Raw genomic sequence first — 15,065 nt, forward strand, 5'->3', positions numbered from 1 at the left:
CTCCTGTTTTCCGGTAATGGTCAGGTTTGAAGAATAAACTTCGATTTCTTTTCGTTTCTTGTTTCTTTGATGACGATAGTCGAATTTTTCTCGATTTCTACAAGTATAATCTGAGAGTCTTTGGCGGCAAATGACGTCCGGTTTCTGAAAACGTCTCTCGTGCAGCAGAGTTCTTGTTAGACTGATTGAGTGTAGTGACTTTTGGGGAACGGTTTCCCGAAGTGGTCACCGTCCAATTCTGAAAAGTGGGTGTCAAAATACCCTTACTGGTTCTTGTCTTTCTGAATGAAGGAAGGAAGAAAAGGGTTGTCAGTTTGCATTGAATCTTTCGACGGCAACGACGACGCATCCCACCCGCCGCCAAGGGCTTCGATCAGACTGACGGAGTCCACCATTCTGCTCTGCTGGATGGCGAGAGAAGTCTCCGCGTTGGAAAGAGCGGTGATTTCCGACGTTATGACGGTCGTATAAATTTCCGTTCCGGCGAGATACTGATTCATCGAGACGGTAACCGACTTGTTCGCGGCTTCGAGGGCAATGGCCTGCTGGCTCGCCTGATCGGACAGAATGCGCAGATTGGAAAGCTGGTCTTCCGTATTCTGGAGCGCGGTCAGAACCGTCTGGCGATATGTGGCTGTATAGTAATCATAGTTGGCATTGGCTTCATGCACCGCCGCAGTGCGTGCACCGCCTTCGAAAATCGTCTCGGTTGCCGCCGCACCCAACGACCAGATCCGGTTGGCGACCTGCACCAGAGCCCCCACCGGATCGCCACTATATGAATACGAGGCCGTCAGTTTCACGTCGGGGTAGAAGGCCGCGATCGCCGCTCCGATGTTCGCGTTATATTCTTCCATCCGTCGTTCCGCGGCTGCGATGTCCGGCCGCCTTTGCAGCAGGCTTGCCGGGACGGAGACAGGAATGGCGGGAATGGTCTGGGTGAGGAGACCCTGTGGAATCGCCACATCGGCGGGAGCCTTGCCGACGAGGACTGCGATGGCGTGTTCATACTGGGCGCGCGCGATGCCAGCCTGAATCTCCTGTGCCCTGGTCTGCTCCAGTTGTGTGCGAGCCTGCAGAACGGCAGTGGGGTCAGCGACACCCGCCTCATATTGGTTCTGCGTGATCTGGAGTGAGCGCTCGTAGAACAGGACTGTGCGATGAAGCAGGTCCTTCAGGCTGTCCTGATAGCGCAGATTGAAATAGGCCGTGGCAAGCTGGGCCTGATAGGACAGTCTGGCATTGGCGAGATCGGCAGCTGTGGCCTGCGCTTCGGTGACCTGCGCCTGTACCTGACGACGGATCGCACCCCAGAGATCGAGATCCCAACTGGCCGTGGGCCCCATGCCGTAAGTCGTCTCAGTCGTGTTGGAGGCCGTGTAAGAGGTTGTGCTCTCACCCGTTCCGTAATTGACCAGCACGCCCGACGAGGCATTTCGTGACCCACGCCCCTGACTGTTACGGTCGAAGCTCAGGGAGCCGCTGAGCGTTGGATAAAGCTGCGCACGGATGGCGTTGATGGTGGCGCGTGCGTTGCGATAGCGGGCTTCGTACTGGATGACGTTCTGGTTGTTGATTTCCACCAGATCTTCAAGGCTATTGAGCAAAGGATCGTTGTAGATCGCCCACCATTTGCCTTTGGGAACTGCGGCAAGGGCTGGCGCGGCATATTGCCAGCCAGCGGCGGGGCGCAGTTCCTTGAACTTCGGCGAGATGATGGCCGTGGGTCGTTTATAGTCAGGTCCGACCATGCAGCCCGACAGCAGAAATGGAGCCAGCAAGAGCGCGGCGCGACGGGAGGGGGTGCGTGGGGTGACAGTCTTCATTCCGCGTCAGACGTCCTGGGTGTTGGCATGAAGGGGAAAGGAGCCGTTCCGGCGTTTCCGGAACCGCAGAGCGAGACGGTCGAGCGTCAGATAGACGACCGGCGTTGTGTAGAGCGTGAGAGCCTGACTGACCAGCAGGCCACCGACGATGGCGATGCCCAGCGGACGGCGCATTTCAGCGCCGTAACCATTCCCGAAGACAAGCGGCAATGCGCCGAGTGCGGCGGCCAGCGAGGTCATGATGATGGGCCGGAACCGCAGCAGGCAGGCGGTACGGATGGCCTCGAATGGCGGACAGTTTGTTTCCCGTTCGGCCGTGATGGCGAAATCCACCAGCATGATCGCATTCTTCTTCACGATGCCGATCAGCAGGATGACGCCGATCATGGCGATCAGCGAGAAATCCTCACCGAAGAATTGCAGGGCCAGCAACGCGCCGACGCCCGCCGAGGGAAGAGTCGAGAGAATGGTGAGCGGATGCACGTAGCTTTCGTACAGCACGCCAAGCACGACATAGACAGCGACCAGCGCAGCAAGGATCAGCAGCGGTTCGTCATTGACCGACTTCTGGAACTGGGCGGCGTTCCCGGCGAAACTGCCGTGGATGGTGGCAGGCATGTGGAGAGAAACGGCGTCGCCCTGAATGATCTGCACGGCCCGGTCGAGCGCCACACCTTTTGCCAGATTGAAGGAGATGGTGGAGGCCACCGACTGCCCCTGATGATTGACGGAAACGGCCGTGCGGGACGGAATGATGTCCGTCACGAAGGTCAGCGGCACCATCGTGGCGCTTCCGGTCGAAACCGCGGAACCCGTCGAAGTGGAGGAACCCCCGGCAAGGGAATTCGCAATCTGGTTCCGGAAATTCTCCGAACTGACGCTGGCCTGCGTGCTGCTGCTGGAACTGGATTCCGTCGTACTGGTCCTGACGCGGATGGTGTTCGAGGCCGTGCCTCCGGCAGCCGTTCCGCCCGTCGTGGCGACCCACACCTGCCTGATCGTGTTCGGATCCTGCCAGAACTCGGAGGAGGCTTCCATGACCACATGATACTGGTTGAGTGCGTTGTAGATCACCGAGGCGGAGCGCTGGCCGAAAGCATCATACAGCGTGTTGGAAATAAGCTGCGGCGTGATCTGCATCCGTGCCGCCGTATCGCGGGAAATGCTGGCGACAATAGCCGAACCACCCTGCTGCACATCGGTCGAGAGGTCGAGAATTTCCGGATGCTTCCGGAGCGCCTCCATGAGCCTGGGTGCCCATGTGTAGAGCTCGGAGGCGGAATCTCCTTCCAGCGTATATTGATAGGCGGCGTTGCCCTGACGCGCACCGATCCGGATGCCACCGGGCTCCATCAGAAAGAATTGTGCGCCTACAAGATTGGAGAGGCGCCTGGAGATCCTCACCATGAGGTCCGGAGCCGCCCCGCGTTCGCTCTTGTCCTTCAGCTGGAGAAACAGGCTAGCCTGATTGGCTGAGCCGCGTCCGCCCACAAACCCGGCAACGCTGGTGACTTCTTTTTCCTGAAGGATCGCTCGTTCCACGGTGGCGATCTTCTGCGTTATCGCCGTGAAGGAAATGGACTGGTCACCCACCAGATGCCCCATCAGCATGCCGGTGTCTTCCGTGGGGAAAAAGCCTTTCGACATGGTGAGAAAAAGCGCCACCATGAGAATGACTGTCGCGGGCAGGCTGAGAAGCACGAGGCGGTTATGTCTCAGGGCCACTTCCAGAGAGCGGGCATAGCCATTTTCCAGGCCGGTGATGAGACGGCCGAAAAACGCACCCGACACCGTCCCGATCTCACGCCACCACACCACGTGCGAAGCGGAGCCCTCTGCCTGCGGCGTGGGCGCACGGAGAATACGTGAGGCCAGCATGGGGGTGAGGGAGAGGGAAAGCAGCATCGAGATCACGATGGTGATCGATACTGTCGTCGCCAGTTCATGGAACAGACGTCCGGCTACACCGCCGAGCAGCAGGATGGGCAGAAAAACGGCGATCAGTGAGACTGAGATGGAAATGACCGTGAACGCCACTTCCTCCGCGCCCTGAAGGGCCGCCTGCCGGGGAGGAACCCCTGCTTCGATATGGCGCGCGATGTTTTCCAGCACGACAATGGCGTCATCCACCACGAAGCCGGTCGAGACCGTCAGCGCCATGAGCGACATGTTGTCGAGAGAGAAATCCAGCAGTCGCATCACGGCGAATGTTGCGATGATGGAGGTCGGCACGACGATTGCCGGGATGAGCGTCATCCGCAGCGAGCGGAGGAAGGCGAGCGTGACCAGCACCACGAGGATCACGCCGATCACCAGCGTGGCCTGTGTGTCCGCCAGTGAGGCGCGGATGGTCAGCGACCGGTCGAGTGCGACATGCAGGGAAACATCCTGCGGTAACGCTGTTTGCAGGGTGGGCAGTATGGCCTTGATCTGGTCGATCGTGTGGATGACGTTCGCACCAGCCTGCGGAAATACAATGCCGATGACAGCCCGCTGGTCGTTGAAGAACCCGGCGTTGCGGAGATCCTCCACTCCATCGCTGACCTCTGCCACATCCGCGAGACGGACAGGCCGGTTGCTGCGATAGGCGATGATGAGATCACGATAGGCCTGCGCTGATTCCGCCTGATCGTTTGTATCCAGAGTGAAACGCAGCCCGTTCTGGTCGATCACGCCTTTGGGTGTGTGGGCATTGGCGGAGGCCAGCGCCGCCCGGACATCCTCGAAACCGATGCCAAATTTGAACAGTTTGAGCGGATTCATCTCGACCCGCACGGCAGGCAGTGCGCTGCCTGATATCTGCACCATGCCCACGCCGCGCACCTGTGAGAGGTGCTGCTGGAGCACGTTGCTCGCCAGATCATACAGCTTGGCGGCTGTGCGGGTCGGAGAGGTGAGGGCGAGCACGAGAATTGGCGCGCCGTTGGGGTTGGCCTTGTTGTAGCTCGGGTTCTGACGCAACGAGGAGGGCATGTCCGCGTGAGCAGCCTGAAGGGCCGCCTCCACATCACGCGCGGCGCCGTTGATGTCGCGGGTCAGCTCGAACTGGAGCATGATCCGGACCTGATTCTGCGTGGATTGCGACGTGATTTCCGTCAGTCCGGCGATCTGGCCGAGATGCCGTTCCAGCGGAGCCGCCACCGAACTGGCCACCTCTTCCGGCGAGCCGCCAGGCTGCTGGGCCTGCACCATGATCACGGGGAAATCGACGTTAGGCAGGTCCGAAACAGGTAGTTTCAGATAGCCGATGATGCCCGCGATCAGCAGCGCGATCGTGAGCAGCGTGGTGGCTACCGGGCGTTCAATGAAGAGGCGACAGGGGCTCATGCCGTGTCACCCCGGTTCGCTGGACGGATGTGTGTCGTGTGCGAAACGCCGCGTCCATTTCTGAGCCAGCGTATCGAGTGCGAGATAGATGACGGGCGTGGTGAACAGCGTGAGGAGCTGTGACACGGCGAGGCCGCCGACGATGGCAAGACCCAGCGGCCGCCGCAGTTCCGATCCTGTGCCCGAGGATATGACCATCGGCAATGCGCCGAGCATGGCGGCCAGGGTGGTCATCAGGATGGGACGGAAACGCAGTGTCGCCGCCTGCCGGATCGACTGCAGGGAGGACATGCCGTGCTCGCGCTCTGCTTCTAGCGCGAAGTCGATCATCATGATCGCGTTCTTTTTCACGATGCCGATCAGCAGCACGATGCCGATGATGCCCATCACATCCAGTCCGGCGCCGGAAATCCGCAGCATCAGCAGTGCGCCGATACCTGCGGACGGCAGCGTGGAGAGAATGGTGACGGGGTGCACGAAGCTCTCATAGAGAATGCCGAGCACGATATAGACGGCGACCAGCGCGGCGACGACGAGGAAGAGTTCGTTGCTGAGCGATCCCTGAAACGCCGCGGCGGTACCCTGAAAAGAGGTCTGGAACGCGGCGGGAAGTTTCATTTTCTTCTCGACGCGGGTGATGGCGTCCGTCGCTTGCCCCAGTGAATAGCCGTCAGCAACGTTGAACGAGATGGTCGTGGCCGGGAACTGCCCGAAATGCGTGATGAGGAGAGGAGCCGTTTCCTGAGTGAGCGTCGTCACGGTCGCCAGTGGAACGAGCCCGGAAGTGGGCGAGCGGGTCGGGCCTGTGGAGCTTTCGCCGGAATTGCCTGAGATGCCCGGCAGGTAGATCTGGTTCAGCGAGGCGAGGTTTCTCTGGAAGGCCGGATCGGCCTCCAGAATCACGCGATACTGGTTGGACTGGGTATAGATCGTGGAAATCTGCCGCTGACCGAACGAGTCATACAGAGCGTTGTCGATCGTCTGTGGCGTGATCGAATAACGCGCACCCGTTGAACGGTCGAGCGTCAGTCGGGCGACCAGCCCCTCTGCCTGCAGGTCGGACGTCACATCCGACAGGGAGGGTTCCTGCTGGAGGGCGTCGATCAGTTTTGGCACCCATGTCTTGAATTCGTTGTAATCGGGGTTTTCCAGCAGGAACTGGTACTGCGTGGCGGCCACTGTGGTGTCGAGGGAGAGATCCTGAACTGGCTGGAGGTAGAGCTTTATGCCGGCGATATTTGCGGTTTCGTCGCTCAGTCGCGCTGCAATTTCCTGTGCCGTGCTGCTGCGGTCGTCATGCGCCTTGAGATTGATGAGGAATCGGCCCTGATTGAGGGTCGAGTTCTGTCCATCGACGCCGATGAAGGAGGACAGGGACACGACATCCGGATCTTTCAGGATGGCCTGAGCCAACGCCTGCTGATGCGTTTTCATCGCATCGAAAGAGGTGGCCTGCGCGGCGATCGATATTCCCTGAATGATGCCGGTGTCCTGCACGGGGAAGAAACCCTTGGGAATTTCCCATCCCAGAAATCCCGTGAGCAGCAGCGTCGCGCCGAACACAAGCAGAGTCGTCTTTTCATGGGCGAGCACGACGTCCAGAGCCCGGTCATAAGCCGCGATCAGTCGGTTTGTGGCGATCTCCATGCGGGCGGACCAGCGCTGGAAGACGGTCCGGGCACTCTCCACGGTGTGGGGGCGCTCCGTCAGAAGACGTGCGCACATCATCGGCACGAGTGTCAGCGACACCACCGCCGAAAGAATGATGGTGATGGACAGCGTCAGGGCAAATTCGTGGAACAGGCGTCCGATCACATCGCCCATGAACAGCAGCGGAATGAGCACCGCGATCAGAGAGATCGTCAGTGAGATGATCGTGAACCCGATCTCTCCCGCGCCTTTGAGCGAGGCAGTCATCCGGTCATCGCCCTGCTCGATATAGCGGGAGATGTTCTCGATCATGACGATGGCGTCGTCCACCACGAAACCGGTGGCGATGGTCAGCGACATGAGTGAGAGATTGTCGAGCGAGAATCCCAGCAGGTCCATGACGGCGAAGGTGCCGACGATGGAAAGTGGTACGGACAGGCTCGGGATGATCGTCGCGGGGATGTTGCGCAGGAACACGAAGATCACCGCGACCACGAGAGCCAGCGCGAGGAACAGTTCGAATTCCACGTCAGCGACAGAGGCGCGGATGGTGGTGGTGCGGTCTGTCAGCGGGACGATGTCGATGCCCGGCGGCAGGGATTCTTTCAATCGAGGCAAGGTGGCCTTGATGTTGTCCACCACAGCGATGACGTTGGCGCCCGGCTGACGCTGCACGCTCAGGACGAGTCCGGGCGTGGTGTTGGCCCACGCTGCGAGCTGGGTGTTTTCCGCCCCCACAACGACGGTTGCCACATCGCGAATCCGGATAGGGCCGTTGTTCTGATAGGCGATGACCTGATTGAGAAGTTGCTCGGCGCTGGCGATCTGTCCGTCCACACGCAGCGTCGAAGCCCGTTGTGCCCCATCGAACGTGCCGGTCGGGGAGTTGACGTTCACGTTGCCGATGGTGGTCCGGAATGTATCGAGATCAAGGCCGTAGGACGTCAATTTCGGAATATTGACGCGAACCCGCAGCGCCTTCCGGTTGCCGCCTGAAAGGGTGACGAGTCCGACTCCCGAAATCTGGCTGATCTTCTGCTCAAGCCGCGTATCAACATAGTCTTCCACTTCCGGAAGCGGAATTGTCCGGGACGTGATGCCAAGCGTGAGCACGGGTGTGTCGGCCGGGTTGACCTTGGCGTAGATCGGCGGCGCGGGCAGATCGGTGGGAAGGAGCGAGTTGGCCTGATTGATCGCGGCCTGCACTTCCTGCTCGGCCACATCCATCGACATTGTCAGCCCGAAGCGCAGCGTGACGACGGACGCCCCCCCGGAGGACTGGGACGTCATCTGGTCCAGTCCCGGCATCTGGCCGAACTGGGTCTCCAGAGGTGCCGTGACCGAGGTCGCCATCACGTCCGGCCCGGCGCCGGGATAGAACGTCTGGACCGTGATCGTCGGATATTCAACCTGAGGCAGGGCCGAAACAGGGAGGAAATGATAGCCCAGCAGGCCGGCGATGAGGATAGCCACCATCAGCAGGGTGGTGGCGACCGGTCGTTCGATGAATATGCGTGAGGGATTCACGATGTGCGTCAGTCAGAGCTGTGGCGGTGGTGTTTGGTCGTCGGCGTGGTCTGCTGCTGTGTGCCCGCTGTATCCGGGTGATCGGCAGGGATGGTGACGGCGGCCCCGGCACGAAGATGGTCGGTGCCATCGGTGACCACGCGGTCGCCGGACTTCAGCCCATCGCTGACAACGGTGCGTGTGCCGTCCGTGATCCCCGGTTTCACGTTGCGGACTTCGACAGTGCTGTCGCTTTTCACGACATAGACGAACTGGCCGTTGGGACCGGTCTGAAGTGCATTGCTGGGCACGATGATGGCGTCATGCAGCGTCTTTACCAGCAGGCGGGCATTGACGAACTGGTTGGGAAAGAGATGTTCGTCTTCGTTGGGGAAGATCGCACGCAGGCGCACGGTGCCGGTGGACGTGTCGATCTGGCTGTCGAGCGCACTCACGCTGCCGGTTGAAATTTTCACGGTGTTGGAACTGTTCCATGCCTCGACCTGAAGCGGCTGTCCGGCGCGGAGCTGGTCCATAACTTCCGGCAACTGGTCCTGCGGCAGGGTGAATATGACCGAGATCGGCTGCATCTGGGTGAGGATGACGAGCCCGCCGGACTGCGCTGCCGTGATATAATTGCCCTTGTCTACGGCGCGGATACCCACGCGCCCGTCGACCGGTGCAATAACGTGGCAATAGATCAGGTCAAGCTTCTGCGTATCGACCAGCGCCTGATCGACCTTCACCGTGCCTTCAAGCTGCTGGACCGTGTATTCCTGATCCTTCGCCGTCATGGCGGCGACACTGTCCTGTCGGATGAGCCGCTGATAGCGGCCGCTGTCGACACGGGCCTTGTCGAGCTGGGCCTGATCCTGCGCAAGCTGCCCCTGATACTGGCGGAGGGCGACTTCATAGGGGCGGGGATCAATGATGGCGAGCAGGTCGTCTTTCTTGACGTGCTGCCCCTCCGTGAACTTCACATCCATCAGATAGCCGTCCACGCGTGTCTGGACCGTGACGGTGGTGATCGGCACCACGGTTCCCAGTTCGGTCAGAACGACGGGCATGTCGCCGGTGGTGACAGTCTGCACGGCTACAGGCTGGGCTGCCCCGGCTGTGGAGGGGCCGACTTTTCGGCTGCTTTTCTGGCGATGCCCAAGGAAAGCAAAGGCAAGCACGGCGGCAAGGACCAAGACCAGAACGATCCATACCCAATGCCGACGGGGGCGACCTGAAGGAGAGACTGCGGGAGACGGAGAAGCGGGCTGAGGCTGGTCGTCCATAACGTCTGTCAATTTTCCGTCCATAGATCCTTGGGCGCCGTCTCAGGCATTTTCAGTCGTTTGAATAGCAGCAAATCAGGCAGTTCCAACATGCCTCTGACTGAAAGGAAGAGACGTGTGTGTTTAAGTGGGAAGATCAGAAAGTCACAATAAGGTTGTGGCAATTAAATATTTTTTTCTTGCCTGACTGGACCTGTGAGACCTTTTTTCATTGTTCATGACACTTTAATTCAAGGGAGTCTTTTTTCTTCCACACTACGAAGAGTGATCATTTGTAACGCTGGGTAATCGATGGGCAAGGTTTGTGGAGCGAAGGCGTTCCTTGCGTCAGAAACCATCTGCGAGACAATTTTTTGAAATGACGATTCGTAATGTCTCTCCATCTGGCAAAAATGTGTTTTTTTCCCTAAAGAGTGAGAAGAGGGAGTATTTTCACATATGTTCTGCGGCTGCGCTGCTTTGAAACGCCGGTATGCTCGGCCCGTGTTCGCTTCTCTGTTCTCGGTGGGGATCGCGGTGGCGGTCCTGCCGATCCACTATGCGCATGCGCAGGAGGCCGAACAGGCAGAAGCTGAGGATGCGGCCAAGGAGGCGGAAGCCCGTCGGGAGGCCAAGCGCGCTGCGCCGCCTGCCGCGCTGCCGGGTGCTCAGTCTTCGGAAGACGAGGCCGGCCATTCCAATGGCGATATGGAGCCCACCGCGGCTCTGTTCGAGGCCATCAATCGTGGCAGCCTTGGTGCGGCAAAGGAAGCCGTCAACCGTGGCGCTGATCTGAGCGGGCATAACGTCATCAGTCAGACACCCCTCGACATGGCAATCGACCTCAATCGGAAGGACATCATGTTCTTCCTGCTCTCCATGCGGACAATCGATGACTCCAACGGTGTCGCCACGTCCACTGTGGCCAATTCCGGTGTCAGCGTCGAAAACGGCTCAGGCCGCCTGAGCATTGGTGGAAAAGCGGCGCGAAATAAGCGCGTCAGCAGTGTGCTGGATCGTCGTTACGATGCATCGGGCGGTCAGCCGCAGCCGACCGTCGGCTTCCTGGGTTTTGGTGGAAGCTGAACCCTTGCGCCTGACAGACAGGCGGTTTGCTATAATTCAGGGATAATCAGAGGCGCGGCCGTTAGCCGCGCCCTATATTCTGCTAGCGCTACGCGTCGAAGCAGGCAGAAGCGGGGTGAGACCCCGCCTGCCTATCTGGGTGGACCAATAATTATTGCGCGGCGATTGGCAGATCTGCGGTCGTCACGGCAAGGAGCGCCTCAGCTTCCGCCGCCAGACTCTCCGAGCGCAGTTCATCGAGTGGAACCAGTTGCCCGTCCCGCTCGAAGTGCCAGAAGGTCCAGCCATTGCAGGACGGCGCATTCGTCAGCATGGCTCCCAGCTTATGAATGGAGCCACGCTTTGCGCCGCTGACCAGTGTGCCATCGGGCGCAACGGTAGCGTAGACGCGTCGGTTGCGGTCGCACACGATTGTGCCGGGTATAATGAAATTTCGTTCCACAAGGCTGCCGAACGGCACGCGCGGCGCTTCGCGCTTCATCGGCGTGGTGGCGACAGCTTCCGGCGGCAGCGGTTCTTCGCGAAGCACGCGTGCCGTTGCGGCAGCGGCGTAATCCGGATGACGTTCGATGCCGACAAAGTGGCGATGCAGGCGCTTCGCCATGGCGGCGGTCGTGCCGGTGCCGGTGAACGGATCGAGCACCACGTCGTTTTCAGCTGTGGATGCAAGCAGAACCCGATGCAGCAGACTCTCCGGCTTCTGTGTCGGATGCAGTTTCAGCCCATGATCGTTGCGCAGACGCTCGTTGCCCGTGCAGAGCGGCAGATACCAGTCGGACCGCATCTGCACGTCGTCATTCAGAGCCTTCATGGCCTGATAGTTGAAGCGGTATTTGCTGTCCTGACTGCGGGCTGCCCAGATCATCGTCTCATGGGCGTTGGTGAAGCGACGTCCCCGGAAATTCGGCATCGGGTTCGATTTGCGCCACACGATATCGTTCAGGATCCAGAAACCGAGGTCCTGAAGGATGGCGCCGAGGCGGAAGATGTTGTGATACGAGCCGATGACCCAGATCGTGCCGTCCTTGTGCAGCAACCGCCGGGCTTCGCTGAGCCAGCCGCGGGTGAAGTGGTCATAAGCCTCCAGATCGGAAAACTTGTCCCAGTCATCGTCCACACCATCGACGATGCTGTCATCGGGGCGACGTAGTTCACCACGCAATTGAAGGTTGTACGGAGGATCGGCGAAGATGCAGTCCACGCTGCCGGTCGGAAGGGTGCGCATCACATCGACGCATTCGCCACAGAGGATCTGGTCGAGCGGAAGATCAGAGGAATTCTTGACAGCGCCGCTCATGCAGGGCCTCCGGTGGCAAGGGTGAGTTCAAGCTGCTTGCGGACGGTGCCGAAGCCGCGGCGGTGATGCGGGGTGCAGCCCTGCGTGGTGATGGCGTTGCGATGCGCGGCGGTGCCGTAGCCCGCGTTCCGAGCCCAGCCGTAGCCCGGCCAGCGGATATCGAGACGGCTCATGATCCGGTCGCGCGTGACTTTGGCGAGAATGGATGCCGCCGCGATCGACAGGCTGATCCCGTCGCCACCGATAATGGTGCGAACGGGAATGCTGAGGTGCGGCTTGCGATTGCCATCGACCAGCGCGATGCAGGGCGGTGAGGGAAGTTTCCCCACTGCGCGGGCCATGGCGAGGTGGGCTGCCTTCAGGATGTTGAGTTCGAGGATTTCAGCGACCGACGCGGCGGCGATGCCGATTTCGATGCCGGGAACGTCGGGCAGGCAGGCGGCGATGGCCTCCCTGCGCGCGGCTGTCAGCGCCTTCGAATCATCAATGCAGGCGGCGAGCGCCTCCGGGACGCCCGCACTGAAGACGACGGCAGCCGCCACGACGGGTCCGGCAAGCGGGCCGCAACCGGCCTCGTCCACACCGGCCACGCGGCCTCCATATTCAGTCTCCAGGGCGAAGTCCGGCATGGTTCCTTTCCGGAGTCTTGAAAAGACTCGCTATGAATCATCGAGTCGTTTGAATCACGATTCGCATGAAAGGAAAACCATTTTCTTCCGTGACCGCGCAAGAGTCGGAAGACAAAAATTTCAGGGAATGAGGAGAAAAAGTTCCTGACTCTTCGCGAGTCGTAAAAAAAGGGCCGGTGGAGAACCACCGACCCTCTCTCGCATCGACCGTTCAGGCCTTGCGGCGGCGCGGCATGAGCAGCCAGCCAATGAACGTGCCGACCACCGAGGCAATGCCCAGCGCCAGAAGCGGCTTGTCGCGGACGAAGGAAACACCCTTCTCGACGAGGCTTTCGCTCTCTTCATAGAGGTCGGCGAATTCCTCACGGGCGATGCCGGCAAGCTGGTCGATTTTGCCGTCGGCCTGCATGCCCACGTCGCCGGTCAGGCCGCCAACAGCGTCCTTCACATGACCTTTCGCCTGATCAACAGCACCCTTCAGCTTTTCGGCGGTCGGATCGATCTTGTCGTCGGACATCTGTGTCTTCCTTTCGGTGTTCTGGAGCCGCTCTGGTTCCCGCATGCGGGAGACGCTCCAATAATCGGATGAAGCGTAGTTGGAACCGATCTCCCTGATGATGCAACGTTTTTCATCGGAGACGGTTCGAACGGAAAGTGCATCCGGCGCTCATTATGCTGCCGTCGCAGACCGCGCCGGATGAGCGTTGGTCTCGGCCATTGTGTCGCGACAGGAAAGTCTGTTTTGTGTGCGCCATGCCTGCTTTGCGCCGTTCGCAGATCGTTGCCCTGACAATCTCCAGCCTGCTGTTCATGGAACAGCTTGACGGCACCATCCTTGCGACGGCGTTGCCTTCCATCGCGACCTCACTGCATGTCGATCCGGTGGCGGCGTCGGTTGCCCTGACATCCTATATCGTCGGGCTGGCGATTTTCATTCCCGCGTCAGGTGCGGTGGCCGACCGGTTCGGCAGCCGTACGACGCTGATGATCGCCATTACCTTATTCGTTACCTGTTCGATCCTGTGCGGGCAGGCGACAAGCCTCTCCGTGCTGGCTTTCGGGCGCATGATGCAAGGAGTCGGTGGGGCGCTGATGGTGCCGGTCGGCAGGCTCGTGCTCCTGCGGAGCGTGGCGAAGTCCGAGCTTCTCGGTGCGATGACATGGATGATGATGCCCGCCACGCTCGGTCCGATGCTCGGCCCGGTGATCGGTGGCTTCATCACCGCCGGGCTGTCATGGCGCTGGAATTTTTATATCAACGTGCCGGTCGGACTGCTCGGCCTCCTGATGACATGGAAACACATTCCGCAATTGCGGGAGGTCCGCCCGAAACCCTTTGACCGTCTGGGGATGGTACTGGCGGGAGGCGGTCTTGCGCTGCTGTCTTTCAGCGCGGAAATGGTCAGCCACAACACGCATCCTTACTGGCTGTCCGCCACATTGATGGGCCTCGGAGCCTGCCTGTTCCTCGGCTACGCCCGCCACATGCGATATTGCCCTGAACCGGTGCTGGACTTCCGGCTCATGAAGATACCGACATTCCGTCTGTCCGTATTCAGCGGAGCAGCGTCCCGGCTGGCGGCAGGGGCACTTCCATTTCTCATGCCAGCGCTTCTCCAGATCGGTTTCGGACTGGACCCGGCCCGCAGTGGCCTGATCGTATTCGCCGCGCCGATCGGTGCACTCTGCACGCGCCTTCATGTGCCACGCATCTTCCGGCGGTTCGGATTCCGGAAAGTGATGATCACGCTCGGCTGGGGCGCGGGTGTGACGTTCGCCCTGATCGCTGTCTTTCCCGCTGGCTGGCCCTACTGGGTGCTGACGCTGATTCTGCTGATGTCCGGGGCGGTGCAGGCGATCCAGTTCTCGGCCTACAATTCGATTGCCTATGCTGATCTGCCGGAAGACCGGATGAGCGCGGCGACAAGCTTTTACTCCACCTTCCAGCAGATCATGCTTTCGGCCGGAATCTGTATTGCGGCCCTGTCCGTGACGGTCTCACGGTTGCTGCGGCATCATGTCGAAGCGCAAACGGTGGATTTCCGGATGAGTTTTCTGGTGATCGGGGGGCTGTCATGTCTCGCCGTGCCGCTGGCCGCGCGGCTCGCACCCGCGGCGGGGGCGAACGTGAGCGGGCATGGGAAGCCGGGATGAAGCGGGCTCGACGCACGTGGAGCGCTCTCTGATCCGGATTGAGTGTTGCGGTCAGGATGAGGGCGGCAACGTGAGCTAGGACTTCTGTCAGATTATCATGTAAATCATTGATTATAAGCCAACAATGGTCATCTGACTTCACTCAATTTCACCAGAGTTCATCCTCCAGATTGGCTCAAATTTGGCTCATATCGCTTCCGTCGGCAAGAGGTGATCCTAGGGCGTGTCGTCAGTTAATTCCGATGATGGCGGAGGCGAGTTGCACGGCAGCGAGAAAGGTTGACTTCAGCTTGTCGTAGCGTGTTGCGATGCCTCTGAAATGCTTCAG

9 protein-coding genes and 1 pseudogene are annotated in these 15,065 nt (G+C 60.0%); 2 read left to right on the forward strand and 8 right to left on the reverse strand.

Going from position 1 to position 15,065, the window contains the following annotated elements; genetic code table 11:
• Positions 1–263 precede the first annotated feature (263 nt).
• Genes GOB81_RS08445 through GOB81_RS08460 form a run of 4 tightly spaced genes read right to left on the reverse strand, consistent with a single transcriptional unit; the run spans position 264 to position 9,592 of the window.
• Complete coding sequence (locus GOB81_RS08445) at positions 264–1,826, reverse strand: efflux transporter outer membrane subunit (RefSeq protein WP_173569959.1); 1,563 nt, start codon at positions 1,824–1,826, stop codon at positions 264–266.
• A 6-nt stretch (positions 1,827–1,832) separates the two neighbouring features.
• On the reverse strand, positions 1,833–5,153 hold the full coding sequence (locus GOB81_RS08450) for an efflux RND transporter permease subunit (RefSeq protein ID WP_173569960.1): 3,321 nt from the start codon (positions 5,151–5,153) through the stop codon (positions 1,833–1,835).
• A gap of 6 nt (positions 5,154–5,159) precedes the next feature.
• Positions 5,160–8,330, reverse strand: coding sequence for an efflux RND transporter permease subunit (locus GOB81_RS08455; protein ID WP_173569961.1), 3,171 nt, complete (start codon positions 8,328–8,330; stop codon positions 5,160–5,162).
• 8 nt (positions 8,331–8,338) lie between these two features.
• Positions 8,339–9,592, reverse strand: coding sequence for an MdtA/MuxA family multidrug efflux RND transporter periplasmic adaptor subunit (locus GOB81_RS08460; RefSeq protein ID WP_173569962.1), 1,254 nt, complete (start codon positions 9,590–9,592; stop codon positions 8,339–8,341).
• A 438-nt stretch (positions 9,593–10,030) separates the two neighbouring features.
• Here GOB81_RS08460 and GOB81_RS08465 point away from each other — a divergent pair, with 438 nt between their 5' ends.
• Positions 10,031–10,657 carry an ankyrin repeat domain-containing protein gene (locus GOB81_RS08465; RefSeq protein ID WP_173569963.1) on the forward strand — a complete coding sequence of 209 codons (627 nt, stop codon included), beginning with the start codon at positions 10,031–10,033 and terminating at the stop codon, positions 10,655–10,657.
• A 151-nt stretch (positions 10,658–10,808) separates the two neighbouring features.
• Here the strand turns inward: GOB81_RS08465 and GOB81_RS08470 are convergent, their stop codons facing one another.
• From GOB81_RS08470 to GOB81_RS08480, 3 genes are all read right to left on the reverse strand, one after another.
• Positions 10,809–11,954 (reverse strand): site-specific DNA-methyltransferase, encoded by a 1,146-nt coding sequence (locus GOB81_RS08470; RefSeq protein ID WP_173569964.1) that lies wholly within the window; start codon positions 11,952–11,954, stop codon positions 10,809–10,811.
• On the reverse strand, positions 11,951–12,583 hold the full coding sequence (locus tag GOB81_RS08475; protein ID WP_173569965.1) for a ribonuclease HII: 633 nt from the start codon (positions 12,581–12,583) through the stop codon (positions 11,951–11,953). The genes GOB81_RS08470 and GOB81_RS08475 overlap by 4 nt, the downstream gene beginning before the upstream one ends.
• Before the next feature lie 211 nt (positions 12,584–12,794).
• On the reverse strand, positions 12,795–13,100 hold the full coding sequence (locus tag GOB81_RS08480) for a CsbD family protein (RefSeq protein WP_173569966.1): 306 nt from the start codon (positions 13,098–13,100) through the stop codon (positions 12,795–12,797).
• Positions 13,101–13,336: 236 nt separating this feature from the next.
• Here GOB81_RS08480 and GOB81_RS08485 point away from each other — a divergent pair, with 236 nt between their 5' ends.
• A complete protein-coding gene (locus tag GOB81_RS08485; RefSeq protein ID WP_173569991.1) occupies positions 13,337–14,737 on the forward strand; it encodes an MFS transporter in 1,401 nt (466 codons plus the stop codon).
• A gap of 229 nt (positions 14,738–14,966) precedes the next feature.
• On the opposite strand, the pseudogene GOB81_RS08490 reads toward GOB81_RS08485, so the two are convergent.
• Positions 14,967–15,065, reverse strand: a pseudogene (locus GOB81_RS08490) (IS5/IS1182 family transposase); the annotation flags it as partial.

Origin of the sequence: Acetobacter conturbans (assembly GCF_011516755.1) — a bacterium.
GTDB classification, from domain to species: Bacteria; Pseudomonadota; Alphaproteobacteria; order Acetobacterales; family Acetobacteraceae; genus Acetobacter; species Acetobacter conturbans.

Excerpts from the sequence above, each read along its gene's own strand:
- GOB81_RS08485 (WP_173569991.1), top strand. The coding sequence starts at position 13,337 with ATGCCTGCTTTGCGCCGTTCGCAGATCGTTGCCCTGACAATCTCCAGC.
- GOB81_RS08475 (WP_173569965.1), bottom strand. The coding sequence starts at position 12,583 with ATGCCGGACTTCGCCCTGGAGACTGAATATGGAGGCCGCGTGGCCGGT.
- GOB81_RS08465 (WP_173569963.1), top strand. The coding sequence starts at position 10,031 with ATGTTCTGCGGCTGCGCTGCTTTGAAACGCCGGTATGCTCGGCCCGTG.
- GOB81_RS08480 (WP_173569966.1), bottom strand. The coding sequence starts at position 13,100 with ATGTCCGACGACAAGATCGATCCGACCGCCGAAAAGCTGAAGGGTGCT.
- GOB81_RS08450 (WP_173569960.1), bottom strand. The coding sequence starts at position 5,153 with ATGAGCCCCTGTCGCCTCTTCATTGAACGCCCGGTAGCCACCACGCTG.
- GOB81_RS08470 (WP_173569964.1), bottom strand. The coding sequence starts at position 11,954 with ATGAGCGGCGCTGTCAAGAATTCCTCTGATCTTCCGCTCGACCAGATC.
- GOB81_RS08460 (WP_173569962.1), bottom strand. The coding sequence starts at position 9,592 with ATGGACGACCAGCCTCAGCCCGCTTCTCCGTCTCCCGCAGTCTCTCCT.
- GOB81_RS08445 (WP_173569959.1), bottom strand. The coding sequence starts at position 1,826 with ATGAAGACTGTCACCCCACGCACCCCCTCCCGTCGCGCCGCGCTCTTG.